Origin of the sequence: Streptomyces sp. NPDC091271, assembly GCF_044757505.1 — a bacterium.
GTDB lineage: Bacteria > Actinomycetota > Actinomycetes > Streptomycetales > Streptomycetaceae > Streptomyces.
In genome coordinates this window covers 568,470-587,960 of the sequence record NZ_JBIVVD010000007.1, presented here as the reverse complement: position 1 = coordinate 587,960, position 19,491 = coordinate 568,470, and the positions used below count along the sequence as shown (strand labels likewise).

At 70.3% G+C, this 19,491-nt stretch carries 13 protein-coding genes; 4 read left to right on the top strand and 9 right to left on the bottom strand.

The features are described 5' to 3' along the window. Nucleotides 1–57 precede the first annotated feature (57 nt). From ACIQM3_RS29720 to ACIQM3_RS29680, 9 genes are all read right to left on the bottom strand, one after another. Nucleotides 58–3,759, bottom strand: a complete 3,702-nt coding sequence (locus ACIQM3_RS29720; protein ID WP_401629714.1) for a ThuA domain-containing protein — start codon at nucleotides 3,757–3,759, stop codon at nucleotides 58–60. A gap of 325 nt (nucleotides 3,760–4,084) precedes the next feature. Continuing rightward, the gene (locus ACIQM3_RS29715; protein ID WP_401629711.1) at nucleotides 4,085–5,089 is read right to left on the bottom strand and encodes a sugar phosphate isomerase/epimerase family protein; all 1,005 of its coding nucleotides are present in this window, start codon (nucleotides 5,087–5,089) and stop codon (nucleotides 4,085–4,087) included. A gap of 12 nt (nucleotides 5,090–5,101) precedes the next feature. Beyond that, nucleotides 5,102–6,322, bottom strand: coding sequence for a Gfo/Idh/MocA family protein (locus ACIQM3_RS29710; RefSeq protein ID WP_401629709.1), 1,221 nt, complete (start codon nucleotides 6,320–6,322; stop codon nucleotides 5,102–5,104). 47 nt (nucleotides 6,323–6,369) lie between these two features. Further along, entirely contained in the window at nucleotides 6,370–7,407 is a 1,038-nt protein-coding gene (locus ACIQM3_RS29705) for a substrate-binding domain-containing protein (protein ID WP_401629706.1), read from the bottom strand. Between the two features lie 78 nt (nucleotides 7,408–7,485). Continuing rightward, a complete protein-coding gene (locus tag ACIQM3_RS29700; RefSeq protein WP_401629703.1) occupies nucleotides 7,486–8,538 on the bottom strand; it encodes an ABC transporter permease in 1,053 nt (350 codons plus the stop codon). Next, nucleotides 8,535–10,058 carry a sugar ABC transporter ATP-binding protein gene (locus ACIQM3_RS29695; RefSeq protein ID WP_401629701.1) on the bottom strand — a complete coding sequence of 508 codons (1,524 nt, stop codon included), beginning with the start codon at nucleotides 10,056–10,058 and terminating at the stop codon, nucleotides 8,535–8,537. The genes ACIQM3_RS29700 and ACIQM3_RS29695 overlap by 4 nt, the downstream gene beginning before the upstream one ends. Before the next feature lie 253 nt (nucleotides 10,059–10,311). Further along, the gene (locus tag ACIQM3_RS29690) at nucleotides 10,312–11,493 is read right to left on the bottom strand and encodes an ROK family protein (RefSeq protein ID WP_401629698.1); all 1,182 of its coding nucleotides are present in this window, start codon (nucleotides 11,491–11,493) and stop codon (nucleotides 10,312–10,314) included. A gap of 256 nt (nucleotides 11,494–11,749) precedes the next feature. Further along, on the bottom strand, nucleotides 11,750–12,427 hold the full coding sequence (locus ACIQM3_RS29685; protein WP_401629695.1) for a GntR family transcriptional regulator: 678 nt from the start codon (nucleotides 12,425–12,427) through the stop codon (nucleotides 11,750–11,752). Nucleotides 12,428–12,502: 75 nt separating this feature from the next. Next, entirely contained in the window at nucleotides 12,503–13,453 is a 951-nt protein-coding gene (locus ACIQM3_RS29680; RefSeq protein ID WP_401629693.1) for a beta-ketoacyl-ACP synthase III, read from the bottom strand. Nucleotides 13,454–13,732: 279 nt separating this feature from the next. Between ACIQM3_RS29680 and ACIQM3_RS29675 the strand changes: the two genes are divergently transcribed. The 4 genes from ACIQM3_RS29675 to ACIQM3_RS29660 are packed head-to-tail and all read left to right on the top strand — an operon-like array spanning nucleotide 13,733 to nucleotide 19,486. Then, complete coding sequence (locus ACIQM3_RS29675) at nucleotides 13,733–14,722, top strand: 2-dehydropantoate 2-reductase (RefSeq protein ID WP_401629690.1); 990 nt, start codon at nucleotides 13,733–13,735, stop codon at nucleotides 14,720–14,722. Then, nucleotides 14,719–16,674, top strand: a complete 1,956-nt coding sequence (locus ACIQM3_RS29670; protein ID WP_401629687.1) for a molybdopterin oxidoreductase family protein — start codon at nucleotides 14,719–14,721, stop codon at nucleotides 16,672–16,674. The genes ACIQM3_RS29675 and ACIQM3_RS29670 overlap by 4 nt, the downstream gene beginning before the upstream one ends. Then, entirely contained in the window at nucleotides 16,665–18,629 is a 1,965-nt protein-coding gene (locus ACIQM3_RS29665) for an NAD(P)H-dependent oxidoreductase subunit E (RefSeq protein WP_401629684.1), read from the top strand. The genes ACIQM3_RS29670 and ACIQM3_RS29665 overlap by 10 nt, the downstream gene beginning before the upstream one ends. After that, complete coding sequence (locus ACIQM3_RS29660) at nucleotides 18,626–19,486, top strand: 2Fe-2S iron-sulfur cluster-binding protein (RefSeq protein ID WP_401629681.1); 861 nt, start codon at nucleotides 18,626–18,628, stop codon at nucleotides 19,484–19,486. The genes ACIQM3_RS29665 and ACIQM3_RS29660 overlap by 4 nt, the downstream gene beginning before the upstream one ends. Nucleotides 19,487–19,491: the final 5 nt, after the last annotated feature.

The following is a 19,491-nucleotide window of genomic DNA, read 5'->3' as shown; positions in this document are numbered from 1 at the left end:
GGTGGGCGGGGAAGAGGAACGCTTCCCCGCCCACCACCGGCTCAGGAGGACGCCGCCCTACGTGGAGGGCAGCTCCTTCAGCTGGATGTCACGGAAGGACACCTGGTCGTCGGCTCCGTGGTTCTGGAGGCCGATGTAGCCGTTCTTGAGGCTGCGGGCCGGGTCGGTGTTGGTGAAGTCGTTGATCTTCACCCCGTTGAGGAAGACCTGGAGCCGCTCGCCCTGGACCTTGATCTCGTAGCTGTTCCACTGGCCGGGCGGCCGCAGAACCTGGTCACGGGCCTTGATGTTGGCGGATTTGAAGGTGTAGACGGCGCCGGTCGTGCGGTCCGCCGCGTCGGTGGCGTCGATCTGGACCTCGTAGCCGTTGTTCACCGCGGACCACGGGTCGTCCGACTCGGGGAAGCCGACGAAGACACCGGAGTTGTCATCGCCCGCCATCTTCCAGTCGAGCTTCAGCGAGTAGGACTTCAGCTCCTTGGCCTGGTAGGTCAACAGGCCCATGCCGCCCTCGGAGCGGAGCTCGCCGTCGGCCACGGCGAACTTCCCGGGGCCGGCCTGCTTCCACCCTTCGAGCGTCTTGCCGTTGAAGATCGACCGGTAGCCGGTGTCCGGCTTGCAGTTGGCCTTCACCTGTCCGGCCGCGTAGCGCAGACCGCCCAGCAGGTGCTGCCGGAAGGCGGGTTCGGCGTAGGACTCCTTGGTGTGGCCGAGACCGGTGTAGAAGGAGCGTCCGCCCTGGTACGCCTGGCACCAGGCGATCGGGTGGTCACCCTTCATGTTGCCGCCGGTGTACGTCGTCTCGTCCAGGGTGGCGAGGACCTGGGCCTTGTCCCGGGGGTTCGTGCGGTAGTTGTACCACTCGTCGGTACGGTCCCAGGCCTCGTCCAGGTGCTCGGTCGCCGGGTGGTCGTGGTTCTCCACACGGACGGTCGCGGGCTGGATCTGCGGGTGCGAGTCGAAGTACGCCCCGACGAGCCCTCCGTAGAACTTCCAGCCGTACTCCGTGTCGGCCGCGGCGTGGACGCCCATGTAACCGCCGCCGGTGGACACGAAGTTCTCGAACGCCTTCTTCTGGTCGGCGTTCAGGACGTCACCGGTGGTCGACAGGAAGACGACCGCGTCGTAGCGCGCCAGGTTGCTGGTGGTGAACTGTCCGGCCTCCTCGGTGGAGTCGACCGAGATGTTGGTGTCCTTGCCCAGTTCCTTCAGCGCGGCGGTGCCCTCGGGGATCGAGTCGTGCCGGAAGCCGCCCGTCTTCGAGAAGACGAGGACGCGCTTCGCGGTCCGGTCGACCGGGCTGTTCGAGAGCTCGAAGTCGTCGACGTCGTACAGGGCTCCGGCCCCGCCCTTGAAGACCAGGAAGAGCTGGGTGGCCTTCTTGGGTGCGCCGCGCAGCGGCACGTCGATGTCCTGGAACGTGTCCCAGCTGCCGGTCACCGGGACGGGCGCGGAGCCGAGGATCTTGCCGGTGGGCGATCCGGCCCGCACCTCGAGGAAGCCTCCCGCGCCGGCCGAGGAGGTCCGGACGGTGAGCTTGGTGGAGCCGTCGAGGATGTACGGGGTGAAGGAGATCCAGTCGTTGTTGTCGATGTCACCGACGGTCCTGCCGCCGTGGGCGCTGGTCTTGCTCGGCGTGGTGACACCGGAGGAGTCGTCGAAGTGCTCGGCCTGGCGGTGGCGCGGCTGGAGCTTCGCCCCGTCACGGCCGGTCAGCGCGGCCTGTCCGCCGCCCCCGCCGTCGGTGTAGGACGCCGAGATTCCGCCGTAGATGTTGGCGTTCGGGTCGTGGCCGCCTTCCATGGCGGTCTTGATGGTGCCCTCGCAGCCGTGTTCGGTGGTGATGTCGTGACCGTGGCTGTCGTGGCCCAGGGTGAACTTGACCTCGACCTTGGAGCAGTCGATGGTGCCGTCCTCCGGGTCGGTGACGGTCACCTTGAAGGGCACCTCGTCGCCGAACTCGAACGGCTGCCCGTCTGCCGGGGCCTGCAGCACGACGGTGGGCGCCGTGTTGCCGACGGTGACGTGCACGCTCGCCGAACCGGTGCGGCCCGTCGGGTCCTCGGCGGTCACCGTGGCGGTGTAGGTGCCGTTCTTCTTGTACGTGTACGTGGGGTTGGCGGCCGTGGACGTGCCGCCGTCGCCGAAGTCCCAGGCGTACGTGAGTGCGTCGCCGTCCCCGTCGGCCGTGCCCTCGGAGGAGAACTTCACCTTGAGGGGCGCGGTGCCGGAGGTCTTGTCCGAAGAGGCCTCGGCGATGGGCGAGCGTCCGCCGGTCGCGTTCTCGATGCGGTACAGCGCCGAGTGCTCGTCGCCGCCGAACCAGGAGAGGCCGTAGTCCAGGACGTACAGCGCGCCGTCGGGGCCGAAGGCCATGTCCATCACCTGTGTCCCGGTCCACGGGATGTCGTTGATGGACTGGACCGCGCCGTCCGCGTCCTGCTCGATGCGCTTGATCCACTGCCGGCCGAACTCCCCGGCGAAGAAGTCACCGTCGTACTCCTCGGGGAACTTCACCGGTGAGTCCAGGTCCGCGTCGTAGTGATAGACGGGTCCGCCCATCGGGGACTCGGAGCCCGTGCCGAACTCGGGCACGGACGCGCCGTCGTACGGGATCCAGGCCGCCTGGGCGGGCGGCAGGTCGACCAGGCCCGTGTTGTACCGCGACTCGTTCTTCGGGGCGGCGCAGTCGAAGGCCGGTCCGGAGGTCTGCGTCGCGAAGTCGTAATCCCGGTAGGGGTCGTTGGCGCCGGTGCAGAAGGGCCAGCCGAAGTTTCCGGGCTTCGTCACCCGGGCGAACTCGACCTGCCCGGCCGGTCCGCGGTTCGGGTCCGCCGCGCCCGCGTCGGGGCCGTAGTCACCGACGTAGAGGATGCCGGTGGCCTGGTCCACGCTGAAGCGGAAGGGGTTGCGGAAGCCCATCGCGTAGATCTCGGGGCGCGTCTTGTCCGTGCCCGCGGCGAAGAGGTTGCCCTCGGGGACGGTGTACGAGCCGTCGTCGGCGACCTTGATGCGGAGGATCTTGCCACGGAGGTCGTTGGTGTTGCCGGACGTGCGGCGGGCGTCGAAGGCGGGGTTGCGGTCGGCCCGGTCGTCCAGCGGGGAGAAGCCGTCGGACGCGAAGGGGTTGGAGTCGTCGCCCGTCGAGAGATAGAGGTTGCCCTGCGCGTCGAAGTCGATGTCGCCGCCCACGTGGCAGCACATGCCGCGCGTGGTCGGGATGTCGAGGACCTTCTTCTCGCTGGCGTTGTCGAGGGTGCCGTCCTCGTTGAGGACGAAGCGGGAGAGCCGGTTCACGCCGTCGAACTTCGCGAAGTCAGCGGCGGTGCCGTTCTCCGGGGCGTCGCCGGCGGGGGTGTCCAGCGGGGGCGCGTAGTAGAGGTAGATCGCGCGGTTCTCCGCGAAGTCCGGGTCGATCCCGACGCCCTGGAGGCCTTCCTCGTCGTGCGAGTAGACGGGGATGGTGCCGGAGACCCGGGTGTTGCCGGCGCTGTCCGTGATCCGCAGCTCGCCGCTGCGCGAGGTGTGCAGCACGCTGCGGTCGGGGAGCACCGCCAGCGAGATGGGTTCGCCGGTCTCGGCCGCACCCTTGGCGAGGGTGACCTGCTGGAAGTCCTCCGCGGCTGCCTGCGCGGCCGGCGGGGCGTCCGCGGTGGCGGCGGGCGAGGAACCCAGGGTGAGGGTGGCGGCGGCGAGAAGTCCGCCGGTGAAGAGGGCGAGTGTTTTTCGGGCGCGGAGCCGTCTGCTGCTTCTGTGCACGTGCGTCCTCCGGAGTGGTGCCGGTTGTACGGGCGGGTGCGTCATGCCGTTCCGCGCGGGGACTGCCGCGCTCGCCACCGGGGCTCCTCAAGGGGCCCCGGTGACGCGAGTCATGTCGTGTACACGTAGGGGACCGTAGCCGTGTTCGTCCCGTACGGAAAGCCCTTGCGCAGGTGCTGAGTTGAACTTTTACCCACGGCAGGACAAAGGCCCGTCAGGGCAGGCGGGATCGCCCCGGGGCGGAGCCCCGCAATCAAGCCCCGCCGGCGTTTGAGGCGCGGGGGCCGGGGCGGAGCCCCTGGAAAGGGCCCCGCGCCGCCCCCCGCTACTCGCCCCCGCCGAACGCCGCGTCGAACGACGCGCTCGGCGGGTCGAAGTCGAACCGCTTCAGCGACGCCAGTGCCTCGGGCGCCCCTGTCAGCCGGTCCATGCCGGCGTCCTCCCACTCCACGGAGACCGGCCCCTCGTACCCGATGGACCGCAGCATCCGGAAGACGTCCTCCCAGGGCACGTCGCCGTGTCCCGCCGAGACGAAGTCCCAGCCGCGCCGCGGATCGCCCCAGGGCAGATGGGAGCCGAGGCGCCCGTTGCGGCCGTCGAGGCGCTTACGGGCCTCCTTGCAGTCCACGTGGTAGATCCGGTCCCGGAAGTCGTACAGGAAACCGACCGGGTCGAGGTCCTGCCACACGAAGTGGCTCGGGTCGAAGTTCAGCCCGAACGCGGGCCGGTGGCCCACGGCCTCCAGGGCGCGGTGCGTGGTCCAGTAGTCGTACGCGATCTCGCTCGGGTGCACCTCGTGTGCGAAGCGCACCCCCTCGGCGTCGAAGACGTCCAAAATCGGATTCCACCGCTCCGCGAAGTCCTCGTAGCCGCGTTCGATCATGCGCGGCGGGACGGGCGGGAACATGGCGACCAGGTGCCAGATGGAGGACCCGGTGAAGCCGATGACCGTGTCGACGCCGAAGGCCGCCGCCGCCCGGGCGGTGTTCTTGATCTCCTCGGCTGCCCGCTGCCGGACGCCCTCCGGCTCCCCGTCCCCCCAGATGCGGGCGGGCAGGATCCCCTGGTGGCGTTCGTCGATCGGGTTGTCGCAGACGGCCTGTCCGACCAGGTGGTTGGAGATCGCCCAGCACTTGAGACCGTACTTGTCGAGGAGCTGTCGCCGGCCGTCGAGGTAACCGGGGTCCGACAGCGCCTTGTCCACCTCGAAGTGATCGCCCCAGCAGGCGAGTTCGAGCCCGTCGTAGCCGAAGTCCCGGGCGTGCCGGCAGACCTCCTCCAGCGGCAGGTCGGCCCACTGGCCGGTGAAGAGAGTGAAGGGACGGGGCATGCGCGGAACCTCCTAGAAGGGAACCGGGGTGTATACGGAGTTCTTCGCGGCGCTCTCCTCGACGGCGGCGAGCACCCGCTGCACCTGGAGCCCGTCGGCGAACGACGGTACGGGGGCCCGCCCTTCGGTGATGGCGCGCACCACGTCATGGGCCTGGTGGACGAAGGTGTGCTCGTAGCCCAGACCGTGGCCCGGCGGCCACCACGCCTCCAGGTACGGGTGCTGGGGTTCGGTGACGAGGATCCGTCGGAAACCGGCGCTGGTGGCGGGTTCGGTGTGGTCGTGGAAGGAGAGCTCGTTGAGCCGCTCCAGGTCGAAGGCGATCGACCCGAGCTCCCCGTTGATCTCCAGGCGCAGGGCGTTCTTACGCCCTGCGGCCATCCTGGTCGCCTCGAAGGAGGCCAGGGCCCCCGACGCCAGCCGCCCGGTGAACAGGGTCGCGTCGTCGACAGTGACCGCCCCCCGCGCGGCACTGTCACCGACCCCCGAGAGCCCGGCGGCGGCCCCGGCGAGCACGGGCCTCTCGCGTACGAAGGTCTCGCTCATCGCCGACACCCCGACCAGCGCCTCCCCGGCCAGGTACTGGGCGAGGTCGACGATGTGCGCCCCGAGGTCTCCCAGTGCGCCGGATCCGGCGCGCTCCCGCTCCAGCCGCCAGGTGAGCGGTGATTCGGGGTCGACGAGCCAGTCCTGGAGGTAGGTGGCCCGTACGTGCCGCAGGGAGCCCAGCCTGCCCTCCTCGATCATGCGGCGGGCGTAGGTGAGGGCGGGCACCTTGCGGTAGTTGAAGCCCACGATCGCCACCTGGCCGCGGGCCGCCGCCAGCTCCGCGGCCCGGGCCATGGCTTCCGCCTCGGCGACCGTGTTGGCGAGCGGCTTCTCGCAGAGGACGTGCTTGCCCGCCTCCAGGGCGGCGATCGCGATCTCCGCGTGACTGTCGCCCGGGGTGCAGATGTCGACCAGCTGCACATCGTCCCGGGCGATCAGGGCGCGCCAGTCGGTCTCCGCGGCAGCCCACCCGTGCCGGACGGCCGCGGCCTCGACGGCCGCCCGGTCACGTCCGCAGATCGCGGCGAGAGCGGGTCGCACCGGCAGGTCGAAGACATGTCCCGCGGTGCGCCACCCCTGGGAGTGGGCCGCACCCATGAACGCGTATCCGACCATGCCGACACCGAGCGTCGCCGTCGGCGGCGGTGCCTCGGTCTGCTGCTCCGTTTCTTCCCTGCGGGCCATGCGGGCTTCCTCCTCGTCGGTGGTTCGGTGGCTGCGGCGGTGCGGGATCAGCTGAAGCCCGTCGGCAGGTACTGGTCGATGTTGTCCTTCGTGACCACGGCCGAGTACAGGGTCAGCGAGGTCGGGATCTCCATCTCGGAGAGTCCCGCGACGCCCTTGCTCTGGCCGAGTGCGCGCGCCAGGTCGATCGCGGAGGCGGCCATGGTGGGCGGGTAGAGCACGGTGGCCTTCATGACGCTGTTGTCGGCCTTGATGGCGTCCATCGCGGACTTGGCGCCGGCGCCGCCGACCATGATGAACTCGTCGCGGCCGGCCTGCTGGATGGCCCGCAGCGCGCCCACGCCCTGGTCGTCGTCGTGGTTCCACATCGCGTCGAACTGCTTCTGCGCCTGGAGGAGCTGCGCCATTTTCGCCTGACCCGACTCCACGGTGAAGTCGGCGGCCTGACGGGCCACCAGCTTGATGTTGGAGTAGTTCTTCAGCGCGTCGGCGAAGCCCTGACTGCGCTGCTTGGTGAGTTCCAGGTTGTCGATGCCGGCGAGCTCGACGACCTTGGCGTTCGCCTTGCCCTTGAGCTGCTCACCGATGTAGTGCCCGGCGTTGAGGCCCATGCCGTAGTTGTCGCCGCCGACCCAGCAGCGGTAGGCCTGCGGTGAGGCGAAGACGCGGTCGAGGTTGACGACGGGGATGCCGGCCTTCATCGCTTCCAGGCCGACCTGGGTGAGTGCCTTGCCGTCGGCGGGGAGGATGACGAGGACGTCGACCTTCTTGTTGATGAGGGTCTTGACCTGGCCGATCTGGGCCGCGGTGTCGTTGGACCCCTCGGTGATCTCCAGGGTCACCTCGGAGTACTTCTCCGCCCGCGACTTGGCGTTCACGTTGATGGCGTTGAGCCAGCCGTGGTCGGCCTGGGGTCCGGCGAAGCCGATGGTGACGGGCTTGCCGGGCTTGTCGTCGGCGGCGGGCTGGTTGTTCTGGGCTGTCTCCTTCTCCTTGGGCTCGTTGCTGGTACAGGCGGTGAGGAAGGCTCCCGCGGAGACGGCCGCGGTGCCGAAGAGCAGTCCTCTGCGGCTGGTTTCTGGCATGGCTGTCAAACCCTTCATCCGGTGCGATACGTACGGAACAGCGGGTGGGTGATCAGTGCTCTGTCAGGCAGGGGGAACTCAGGTCTCGCCGCCGCGCAGTGTGCGGTGCTGGACGAGGACGGCGGCGACGATGATGGCGCCCTTGGCGATCTGCTGGACGTCGCTCTGCAGGTTGTTCAGGGCGAAGATGTTGGTGATCGTGGTGAAGACGAGGACCCCGAGCACGGATCCGACGATGGTGCCCCTGCCACCGCTCAGCAGGGTGCCTCCGATGATCGCGGCCGCGATGGCGTCGAGTTCGTACAGATTGCCGTTGGTGTTCTGCCCGGAGCCGGACAGGATGATCAGCATGAAGGCCGCGATGCCGCAGCACACGCCGGAGAGCAGATAGAGGTAGAGCCGCTGGCGGCGTACGTCGATGCCGGCGAGCCTGGCCGCCTCCGCGTTGCCTCCGATGGCGACCGTACGGCGTCCGAACGTGGTCCGGTTGAGGATGAGCCAGCCGACGACGGTGACCGCGGCGAAGCCCAGGACCAGGGGCGGGATGCCCAGGACGTACGAGTCGGGCAGGCCCAGATCGAGGACGGACTGGACGGTGACGATCTGTGTCTTGCCGTCGGTGATCAGCAGGGCGAGTCCACGGGCCGACGCGAGCATGGCAAGCGTCGCGATGAAGGGCACCATCCGCCCGTAGGCGATGAGGACCCCGTTGACGAGCCCGGCGGCGAGGCCGACGATCACCGCCGTGAAGAGGATGCCGGCGAAGCCGAAATCCTGGGTGGCGAGTGTCGTGGCCCAGACGGACGCGAGGGCCACCATCGCGCCGACGGAGAGGTCGATGCCGCCGCCGATGATGACGAGGGTCATGCCGACGGTGACGACCCCGATGACGGAGGACTGCGTCAGGATCAGCTGGAGGTTCCCGGTGTCCAGGAACGCGTCGGGTTCGGTGATGCCGCCGACGAGCGCCAGGACGGCGAGTACCCCGAGCAGCGACAGGTTACGGACATCGGCCCGCAGGCCGAGTGCGCGCGGACCACCCCCCTGCTTCGAGGGCGGCGCGGCCACGGGGCCGGTCGCGGCCCCCTTCTCGGGCCCTTGGTACTGCGCCGACGGTGCGGGCTGTGTCATGACGTCGGGCTCCCTTCCATGACGAGGTCGAGGACACGGTGCTCGTCGAGCTCCCTGGCATCGGCCGTGTGCACGACACGGCCCTCCCGGAGCACCAGCACCCGGTCGGCGAGGCCCAGCACTTCGGGCACTTCGCTGGAGACGAGCAGAACGGCGAGGCCTTCGTCGGCCAGCCGGCGGATCACGGCGTAGAGCTCGGCGCGTGCGCCGACGTCGACGCCGCGGGTCGGTTCGTCGAGCAGCAGGACCCGGCAGCCGCGCAGCAGCCAGCGGGCCAGGACCGCCTTCTGCTGGTTGCCGCCGGAGAGGGTACGGACAGCGGCGTCCGGATTGTCGGGCCGCAGGGAGAGTTCCCGGGTCGCGGTCCTGGCCGCGGTGCGCTCGGCGCCCCGGTCGAGCCAGCCGCCGCGGGCGAACCGGGACAGGGTGGAGATCGAGACGTTGCGGGTGACGGATTCCGTCAACAGCAGCGCCTGCGCTTTGCGTTCCTCGGGGGCCAGGCCGATTCCGGCGGCCACGGCGGCCCGGACGCTGCCGGGACGCAGCGGTGTGCCGTCGACGAGGACGCGGCCGGCGGTCGGCCTGCGGGCACCGTAGACGGTCTCCAGGATCTCGGAGCGCCCGGAGCCGACGAGTCCGGCCAGGCCGACGATCTCACCGGGCATGAGCTCCAGGTCGACGGGTTCGAACTCCCCCTTGCGGCACAGGCCTTCGACCCTCAGCACCGGTTCGGCCGTGGCCCGGGAGCCGGGGCCGGGCCGCTCCGGGAAGACGAACTCGACGTTGCGGCCGGTCATCATGGCAACGATGTCGTTCGTGGGGGTGGAGTGGGCGGGCAGCCCGACGGCGACGGCCCTGCCGTCCTTGAGCACCGTCACCCGGTCGCCGATGCGGCGGATCTCCTCCAGCCGGTGCGAGATGTAGACGACGGCCACCCCGTCGGCGGTGAGGCCGTCGACGATGCGGAAGAGGTTGTCGACCTCGTCGGGGTCGAGCGCCGCGGAGGGCTCGTCCATCACGATGAGCCGTACGTCGTGGGAGAGCGCCCGTGCCATGGAGACGATCTGCTGGTGGGCCGCGGACAGGTCACCGACCAGGCGGGCGGGGTCGATCTCCGGGTGCCCCAGTCGCTTCAGGAGCGCGGCGGCGGTGGTGCGGGCCTCCCGGGTCCGGACCACGAAGCCCGCGCTGGTCGGTTCGTGGCCGAGGAAGACGTTCTCCGCGACCGAGAGGCCCTCCACCAGGTCGAGTTCCTGGTAGATGGTGGCGATTCCCAGCCGCATCGCGGTGATCGGCGAGGACAGCTGGACGGGCTCGCCGCGCCAGGTGATGGCACCGTCGTCGGGCTGGTGGGCCCCGGCCAGCACCTTGATGAGGGTGGACTTGCCGGCACCGTTCTGGCCGAGGAGGCAGTGGACTTCACCGGCCAGCACCTCCAGGTCCACGCCGTCGAGGGCGCGCACACCGGGGAACGACTTGGTGATGCCGGACATCGTGAGCAGAGGTGGTTCTGGTGCCATGACGAATCCCCTCGGCGGGTGGGGTCTCCCCTGCTCGTCGGGGCCTCCCCTGCTCGAGCGGAGCCGAGAGCTTGGGGAAGAGGCCGTGAGCGCGGGAAGGCCGGTGAGCGGGCAGGGGGCAGTGCCGGCGGTGCCGTACTGCTGACGGAACTGCTGGGTGGTACTGCTGTGCGGTCCTGCGGGCGGAGCTCGGAACAGGCTGCTTACGGAGGTGACTGCGGAACGCGTGCCGAACGGCGCGCCGGCCCGGACATCAGGCCGGCGAGAACAGGTGGTCGCTGATGAGCCTGGCCGCACCGGTCACCCCGGCGACGGGCCCCAGCTCACCGAGGACGATGGGGAGGTTGCCCGTGGCCAGCGGCAGGGACTGCCGGTAGACCTGGGTGCGGACACTGGCCAACAGGTTGTGGCCGAGCCCGGTCACCCCGCCGCCGATCACGACGAGGCCCGGGTTGAAGAAGCTGACGAGTCCGGCGATGACCTGGCCGACCCGGTTTCCGCCCTCACGGATGAGGTCGAGCGCCGTGGGGTCGCCGGCCGCGGCGGCGGCGGCCACATCGACGGCCGAGAGCTTTCCGGCCGCTTCGAGCCGGGCCGCCAGTTCCGGGGACCGTCCGGCCCGGGCCGCGTCCTCGGCGTCGCGGGCGAGGGCCGCGCCGCTGAAGTGGGCTTCCAGGCAGCCCTTGTTGCCGCAGGCGCAGGCGCGTCCGTCCGGTTCCACCTGGATGTGGCCGATGTCTCCGGCGCTGCCCGTCGTACCTCGGTAGACGTCTCCGCCCACCACGATGCCGCAGCCGATACCCGTGCCGATCTTGACGCAGAGGAAGTCGGCCACGGAACGGGCGACGCCCGCGTGCTGCTCCCCCAGCGCCATCAGGTTCACATCGTTGTCCACCATGACGGGGCAGCCCAGTTCCTGGCTGAGCGCCTCGCGGACCGGGAAGCCGTCCCAGCCCGGCATGATCGGCGGAGCGACCGGTACGCCTTCGGGGAAGCGGACAGGCCCCGGTACCCCGATGCCGGCGCCGTCGAAGCCTTCGGCGAGGCCGGAGGCCCGGAGCTTCGCCGCCATCGCCAGCACCTGGTCGAAGATCGCGACGGGCCCTTCCCGTACGTCCATCGGATGGTTGAGGTGCCCGAGAACCTCCAACTCGGCGTTGGTGACGGCCACATCGATGGACGTGGCACCGATGTCGACGCCGAGGAAACGCAGTCCCGGGGCGAGCCGGATGTTGTGGGACCGGCGCCCCCCGCGGGACGCGGCGAGCCCGTCGGCGACGACGAGCCCGGTCTCCAGGAGCCGGTCCACCTCGACGGCGAGCTTGGAGCGTGAGAGATCGACCTGGTCACCCAGCTGTGCGCGGGAGTTGGGCCCTCCGTCGCGCAACAGCCGGAGCAGTCGCGCCTGGTGCGTGTTCGCGGGTCGTGCCGTCATACGTCTCACGCGTCCCTCCCCGCCACATCGGCCAGTCCGTCGGGCTTTCGAGGGGAACGTAGCAGCGGTTTACCGGAGTGGGAAGAAGTTGCGCATGAATCCGCTCCAACTTTCTCCACACTCAGGACAAAGATGCGGCTCGCGGGCGGCGGCGGATGACCCGGCGCGCGTTACGCCGGCCAGGAGCGCGCGAAAAGGCCGGGGCGTCCTGCTGCCCCGGCCTTCGGTCAGGCGGTGATCTCCGGTCGGACGGTGATCAGGCCTGTTCGCGCCGGTGGTACGTCTGTCGCGTGTGTTCGGTGTGTGCCCGCATGATCTCGGTCGCCCGCTGTTCGTCCCTGGAGGCGATCGCCGCGATCAGCTCCCGGTGCTCGATCCAGGACTGGGTGCCTCGCTGGCGGGCCACAGGCGTGTAGTACCAGCGGACCCGGCGGTCCACCTGGGCGGCGAGCTCGGACAGGACGACATTGCCCGCCAGCTCCATGACCTTGGCGTGGAACGCGGCGTTCGTGGCGACGGCGAGGTCCACGTCGTCGGCGGCTACGGCCCGCTCACCCTGGGAGCACAGCTCCTCCAGGGCCTCGATGCCCGGCCGGCCGGAGTGGGCGGCGGCCAGCCGGGCGGCCTCCGCCTCCAGCAGGGTGCGGACCGAGAGCAGCTGGTCCGCCTCCTCCTCGGTGGGTTCATGGACGAACGCGCCCTGCGCGGGACGCAGATCGACCCAGCCCTCGGTGTTCAGCCGTTGGAGCGCCTCACGCACCGGCTGCCGCGACACCCCCAGATGGCCCGCGAGTTCACTCTCGACCAGATGCTGACCGGGGCTGAGGGCGCGCGTGGTGATCAGCTCGAGGAGCGCCTCGTAGACGCGCTCGCGCAACGGCCCCGGCCGCTCCAGCTTCGGCACCGTTCCTTGCGGCAGTCCTGCGGACAACATCGCGGTCCCCCTCCGGGCGCCCGGGCCATTGCTTATCGTCTACAGTCTACCGAGCACAATGCCACGCCGGGGGCCTCAGGGGCAGCGGATCACCTGACCCGCGTACGAAAGATTTCCGCCGAAGCCGAAGAGCAGGGCCGGCGCACCGCTCTCGACCTCGCCCCTTTCCACCAGTTTGGACAGGGCCATCGGGATCGACGCGGCCGAGGTATTACCGGAATCCACCACGTCCCGGGCGATGACGGCGTTGACCGCCCCGATCTTCCGGGCGACGGGTTCGATGATCCTCAGGTTGGCCTGGTGCAGCACCACCGCGGCGAGATCCTCGGGCGCGACACCGGCCCGCTCGCAGACCCTGCGGGCGATCGGGGGCAGCTGCGTGGTGGCCCAGCGGTAGACGGACTGCCCCTCCTGCGCGAAGCGCGGGGGCGTGCCCTCGATCCGTACGGCATTGCCCATCTCCGGCACCGAACCCCACAGGACCGGACCGATCCCGGGCGTGTCGCCGCCGCCGGGATCGGCCGTGACGACGGCCGCACCCGCGCCGTCGCCCATCAGGACGCAGGTGGAGCGGTCCGTCCAGTCGACGATGTCGCCCATCTTGTCGGCGCCGATGACGAGGGCCCGGGTGGCGGCTCCTGCCCGGATGGCGTGGTCGGCGGTGGCGAGCGCGTGGGTGAACCCGGAGCAGACGACGTTGATGTCCATCACGGCCGGTGAGCCCATGCCCAGCCGGGCGGCGACCCGGGCGGACATGCTCGGCGACCGGTCGATGGCCGTGGAGGTGGCGACCAGGACCATGTCGATGTCCGCCGGCTGGAGTCCGGCCGACGCGAGGGCCTTGGCCGCGGCATGGGCGGCCAGTTCGTCCACGGGTTCGTCGGGCCCGCCCACGTGCCGGGTCCTGATGCCGACCCGACTGGTGATCCACTCGTCGCTGGTGTCGACCATGGCCGCCAGGTCGTCGTTGGTGAGGACCTTGGCAGGCTGGTAGTGGCCGAGCGCCACGACACGTGAGCCGGTCATGTACGGGTTCCCCTCGCTACGTTTGGCAGGAACTATCCAGTCTTGGTTGCTACCGACCGGTACAGGGGCACCTAACCCCACAGGAATACGGGCCCGAGGTTGGAGCGTCTCGAACAGCTCCCCGGGAACTCTCGCGGACACTCCGGAGTACCTGCCGGAATCGCGTACGGGGCCAGGCACCCGCTGTCACGAGTATTGACCCTCCCCGAAGGCATACTGTAGACAATATTCTGTCGACTTGACACCCTCGCTCGGTCCTCTCACCGAACGGAGAGCCCCGTGAAAGTCGCAGTTGTCGGCGCCGGAGCAATCGGTGCCTATGTCGGGGCCGCGCTCCACCGCGCGGGCGCCGACGTCCATCTCATCGCCCGGGGCCCGCATCTGGCGGCCATGCGCCGTGACGGTGTGCGCGTGCTCAGCCCGCGCGGTGACTTCACCGCACGGCCCGCCGCCACCGACGACCCCTCGGAGGTCGGGCCCGTCGACTATGTGTTCCTCGGCCTCAAGGCCAACTCGTACGCGGCCTCGGGACCTCTGGTCCATCCGCTGATGCACCGGGACACCGCAGTGATAGCCGCCCAGAACGGCATCCCCTGGTGGTACTTCCACGGCCTCGCCGGCCCTTACACCGGCCGCCGGCTCCACAGCGTCGACCCGGCGGGCTCGGTGAGTGCCACGCTGCCGCCCGAACGCGCCATCGGCTGCGTGGTCTACGCCGCCACCGAGATCGAGGCACCGGGCGTCGTACGCCACCTCGAAGGCACCCGGTTCGCCATCGGCGAGCCGGACCGGTCGGTGTCCGGACGCTGTCTGGACTTCAGCGAGGCCATGGTCGCGGGCGGACTCAAGTGCCCCGTGGAGTCCGACCTGCGCAACGACATCTGGATCAAACTGCTCGGCAACATCTCCTTCAACCCGATCAGCGCGCTGGCCCGCGCCACCATGGGCCAGATCTGCCGCCATCCGGACACCCGCGCACTCGTGGAGTCGATGATGCGCGAAACCCTCGACGTGGCGGCGGCCGTCGGCTGCCGCCCCGAGATCTCCGTGGAGCGGCGCATCGCGGGCGCGGAGCGCGTCGGCGATCACAAGACGTCCACCCTCCAGGACCTGGAGAAGGGCAAACCCCTCGAACTCGACGTGCTGCTCGCGGCCGTCGTCGAGCTGGCCGAGCTGGCCGGGACGCCCGTACCGACGCTGCGCGCCGTGCACGCGCTCGCGGATCTCCTCGCCACCACGTCCTCGGCACCGGCAGGGAGCGCACCATGAAGACCGAACGCACAGGCGGCAGGAGCCGGAAGGGCCGGCAGCCGAAGACGTACGAACGCCTCACCCACCCCCTCGTCCGCGGGGAGGACGGTGTGCTGCGCCGGGCGAGCTGGGAGGAGGCGCTCGCCCGGGCGGCTGCCGGATTCCGGCAGACCCGCGAGGCACACGGTCCCGACGCCTTCGCGATGCTGTCCTGCGCCCGGGCCACCAACGAGATGAACTACGTGGCCCAGAAGTTCACCCGCGTCGTGATGGGCACCAACAACGTCGACTCCTGCAACCGCACCTGTCACGCCCCGAGCGTCGCGGGCCTCTCGGCCGCCTTCGGCTCCGGCGGCGGCACGTCCTCGTACGAGGAGGTGGAGCACACCGACCTGATCGTGATGTGGGGCTCCAACGCCCGTTTCGCGCACCCGATCTTCTTCCACCACGTGCTCAAGGGCATCCGCAACGGCGCCCGGATGCACGTCGTCGACCCGCGCCGCACCTCGACCGCCGAATGGGCGGAGAGCTGGCTCGGTCTCGACGTCGGCACCGACATCCCGCTCGCCCACGCGATCGGTCGCGAGATCATCCACGCGGGCCTGGTCAACAAGGCCTTCGTGGACCGCGCGACCAGCGGCTACGAGGAGTACGCCGCGCTCGTCGAACCCTGGACCCTGACCGCCGCCGAGAAGGTGACCGGGGTCCCGGCCGAGGCGATCCGGGACCTCGCCCACGCCTACGCCACGGCCGAGCGGGCCCAGCTCTGCTGGACCCTGGGCATCACCGAACACCACAACGGCACCGACAACGTCCGCGCGCTGATCAACCTCTCCCTGCTCACCGGCCATGTCGGGCGGTACGGCTCCGGGGTCCAGCCCCTGCGCGGGCAGAACAACGTGCAGGGCGGCGGCGACATGGGAGCCATCCCCAACAAGCTGCCCGGCTTCCAGGACATCCTGGACCCGCCCGTCCGGCAGAAGTTCGAGCGGTCCTGGGACACCGTCATCCAGCCGCGGTACGGCAAGACCCTCACCCAGATGTTCGAGGCCATGGAGACCGGCGAACTGCGCGCGGTCTACTGCATCGGGGAGAACCCCGCCCAGTCGGAGGCCGACAGCGACCAGGCGGTGCGCCGGCTGGAGGCCCTCGACCATCTGGTGGTGCAGGACATCTTCCTGACCAGAACCGCCCAACTGGCCGACGTGGTCCTGCCCGCCACCGCCGCCTGGGCCGAGACCGACGGCACCACGACCAACAGCGAACGGCGCGTGCAGCGGGTCCGGGCCGCGCTCGTGCCGCCGGGCGAGGCCCGCGAGGACATCGACATCATCTGCGCCATGGCCGGACAGCTGGGCCACGACTGGAAGTTCGAGGACTCCGAGGCCGTCTGGAACGAGCTGCGCTCCCTCTCCCCCGACCACTTCGGGATGACGTACGAACGGCTCGCGGAGCACCAGGGGCTGCAGTGGCCCTGCCCCGACACGAACCAGCTGCCGTCGAGCTTCCTGCACGCCCGGCTCTGGGAGACCGATCCGGACCGGCGCGGCCCCGCGGCCCCCTTCGGTCTGGTGCGGCACGAACCTCCGGTCGACCTCACCGACGAGTCCTACCCGTTGCGGCTGACGACCGGGCGACGCCTCGACTCGTACAACACCGGCGTACAGAGCGGGAGTTACGCGTCACCGCTGCGCCGGGGCGAGTACATCGAGCTGTGCCCCGAGGACGCCGAGTCGTACGGCGTCTCCGTGGGCGAGGAGGTGCGGGTCTCGTCGCGTCGGGGCAGTGTCACCGCGCCCGTCTGGATCGATCCCGGGCTGCGACCGGGCCTGGCCTTCATGACGATGCACTTCCCCGACGAGGTCGACACCAACCAGCTGACCATCGAGGCGAACTGCCCGATCGCCGGCACCGCCGAATTCAAGGCCTCCGCCGTACGGATAGAGAAGCTGGTGCCCGCATGGACCTGAGGTACACCGACGCGGCCCCGTCCGACACCGAACGGGAAGCGGTGGACGCCCTGTTGGGCCCTCCGCCGTCCGGCTGGGAGGGCGCCGCCGAGCGCACCGACGAGGACCTGCGGTGGGCGAGGGGCGGCGCCGCCGCGGCCAAGGACCGCCGGGACCAGCTGCTGCCCGCACTGCACGCGGTGAACGACCGCGTGGGCTGGATCAGCGAGGGCGCACTGGACTACATCTGCCGGCGGCTCACGGTCGCCCCGGCGGAGGCGTACGGCGTCGCGACCTTCTACGCCATGTTCGCGGTGCGGCCCCGCCCGGCGAAGGTGCTCCACGTCTGTACGGACCTGGCCTGCGCGGCCCGCGGCTCGGCGGCCGTGTGCGCGGAACTCACCGAGCGGCTGGGTACTCCGGGAGCCCCGGCCGAGGGCACGGTCTGGCAGGAGAGCCCGTGCCTGGGCCTGTGCGAACGGGCCCCGGCGGCGCTGCTGCTGCGTGCGGGGACGGATCCAGACCCCCGGAACTTCAGGCAATTTCAGCCCCTTGGGGGTCCCCCCGGACGAAGTCTGGGGGAGTTTGAGGAGCGGGGGTCCGGGGGCGGAGCCCCCGAAGAACCCGCCGCAGGCGCCGTCCGCTGCTCCGCCGTACTCGCCCCCGCCACCGCCCCCGCGCTCGTCACCGCGGTCCGCGCACCCCTGGAAGCCCCGGAGGAGCCCCCGGCCGCCGCAGCCGTCCCCCAGGCCGGCGACCCCACCCTCGTACTCCTCAAACGGATCGGCACCGTGGACCCCGCCTCGCTCGACGACTACCGCTCCACCGGCGGCTACACCGCACTGCGCCGCGCCTTCACGCTCGGCCCCGCCGGCGTGATCCGCGAGGTGCTGGAGGCCGGGCTCGTCGGCCGCGGCGGCGCCGCGTTCCCGACGGGCCGCAAGTGGCAGGCCACCGCGCAGCAGGCCGACGGCCCGCACTACCTGGTCTGCAACGCGGACGAGAGCGAGCCCGGAACCTTCAAGGACCGGGTGCTGATGGAGGGCGATCCGTACGCCTTGGTCGAGGCGATGACGATCGCCGGATTCGCCGTCGGCGCCCACCAGGGCTACATCTACCTGCGCGGCGAGTACCCCCGGGCGTACCAACGGCTCGACCACGCCCTGACGAGCGCCCGTACCCGCGGGTTGCTCGGCCCCGACGTCCTCGGGCAGGGGTACGCCTTCGACATCGAGATCCGGCGCGGTGCGGGTGCGTACATCTGCGGCGAGGAGACCGCGATCTTCAACTCGATCGAGGGCCGGCGTGGCGAACCCCGCTCCAAACCACCGTTCCCGGTGGAGAAGGGCCTCTTCGGCAAACCGACCGCGGTCAACAACGTCGAGACGCTCGTCAACGTGCTGCCGATCCTGGAGCACGGCGCCGCCGCCTACGCCGCGACCGGCACGGAGACGTCCACCGGCACCAAGCTGTTCTGTCTCTCCGGACAGGTGGCGCGCCCCGGCGTCTACGAACTGCCCTTCGGCGCGAATCTGCGGGAGCTGCTCGACCTCGCGGGCCCGCCGGAGCGGCTGCGGGCCGTGCTCCTCGGCGGGGCGGCGGGCGGCTTCGTACGCCCCGACGAGCTGGACGTCCCGCTGACCTTCGAGGGCACCCGCGCGGCGGGGACGACACTCGGCTCGGGGGTGGTCCTGGTCCTGGACGACTCGGTGGAGCTCCCCCGCGTGCTGCTGCGCATCGCGGAGTTCTTCCGCGACGAGTCGTGCGGCCAGTGCGTGCCCTGCCGGGTGGGCACGGTCCGCCAGGAGGAGGCCCTGCACCGGATCGTGGACCGTACGGGCGCCGCGGCGGCCGACGACATCGCGCTGATGAGAGAGGTGGGTCAGGCCATGCGCGACGCCTCGATCTGCGGTCTCGGCCAGACCGCGTGGAACGCCGTGGAGTCAGCCATCGACCGTCTGGGGGTCTACAAGTGACCACTGTGCCGCTTCAGCCGCCGCGCCGTCTCGTCTCCTTCACGCTGGACGGTGAGGAGACCCGGGTAGCGGAGGGATCGACGATCCTGGACGCCTGCCGGGCGGCGGGCAAGGACGTCCCGACCCTGTGTCAGGGCGACACGCTCACCCCGAAGAACGCCTGCCGGGTGTGCGTGGTCGAGGTGGAGGGCTCCCGCACGCTCGCCCCGGCCTGCTCCCGGCGCGCCGAGCCGGGCATGACGGTCCGTACGGACACGGAGCGGGCCCGGCACAGCCGGAAGGTGATCCTGGAGCTGCTGGCCTCGTCGACGGACCTGTCCACGACGCCACGGGCCGAGGAGTGGATCAAGGAGTACGAGGCGAAGCCCGAGCGTTTCGGCGCGGACGCCGCCCGCGTCAACGAACAGCCGAAGATCGACAACGAACTGTTCGTCCGCGAATACGACAAGTGCATCCTCTGCTACAAGTGCGTCGACGCCTGCGGCGAGCAGTGGCAGAACACGTTCGCCATCGCCGTCTCGGGGCGCGGTTTCGACGCCCGTATCTCCACCGAGCACGATGCCGCGCTCCCCGACTCGGCCTGTGTCTTCTGCGGGAACTGCATCGAGGTCTGCCCGACCGGCGCACTCTCGTTCAGCACGGAATTCGGCATGCGGGCGGCGGGGACGTGGGACGAGGAGGCACAGACGCGGACCACGACCGTCTGCGCCTACTGCGGTGTGGGGTGCAACGTGACGCTCCACGTGCAGGAGAACGAGATCGTCAAGGTCACCTCGCCGCACGACAACCCGGTGACCCATGGCAACCTCTGTATCAAGGGCCGTTTCGGCTACCAACACGTACAGAATCGGGATTGACGGCT

Excerpts from the sequence above, each read along its gene's own strand:
- ACIQM3_RS29700 (WP_401629703.1), bottom strand. The coding sequence starts at position 8,538 with ATGACACAGCCCGCACCGTCGGCGCAGTACCAAGGGCCCGAGAAGGGG.
- ACIQM3_RS29715 (WP_401629711.1), bottom strand. The coding sequence starts at position 5,089 with ATGCCCCGTCCCTTCACTCTCTTCACCGGCCAGTGGGCCGACCTGCCG.
- ACIQM3_RS29680 (WP_401629693.1), bottom strand. The coding sequence starts at position 13,453 with ATGACCGGCTCACGTGTCGTGGCGCTCGGCCACTACCAGCCTGCCAAG.
- ACIQM3_RS29695 (WP_401629701.1), bottom strand. The coding sequence starts at position 10,058 with ATGGCACCAGAACCACCTCTGCTCACGATGTCCGGCATCACCAAGTCG.
- ACIQM3_RS29710 (WP_401629709.1), bottom strand. The coding sequence starts at position 6,322 with ATGGCCCGCAGGGAAGAAACGGAGCAGCAGACCGAGGCACCGCCGCCG.
- ACIQM3_RS29685 (WP_401629695.1), bottom strand. The coding sequence starts at position 12,427 with ATGTTGTCCGCAGGACTGCCGCAAGGAACGGTGCCGAAGCTGGAGCGG.
- ACIQM3_RS29665 (WP_401629684.1), top strand. The coding sequence starts at position 16,665 with ATGGACCTGAGGTACACCGACGCGGCCCCGTCCGACACCGAACGGGAA.
- ACIQM3_RS29705 (WP_401629706.1), bottom strand. The coding sequence starts at position 7,407 with ATGCCAGAAACCAGCCGCAGAGGACTGCTCTTCGGCACCGCGGCCGTC.
- ACIQM3_RS29670 (WP_401629687.1), top strand. The coding sequence starts at position 14,719 with ATGAAGACCGAACGCACAGGCGGCAGGAGCCGGAAGGGCCGGCAGCCG.
- ACIQM3_RS29690 (WP_401629698.1), bottom strand. The coding sequence starts at position 11,493 with ATGACGGCACGACCCGCGAACACGCACCAGGCGCGACTGCTCCGGCTG.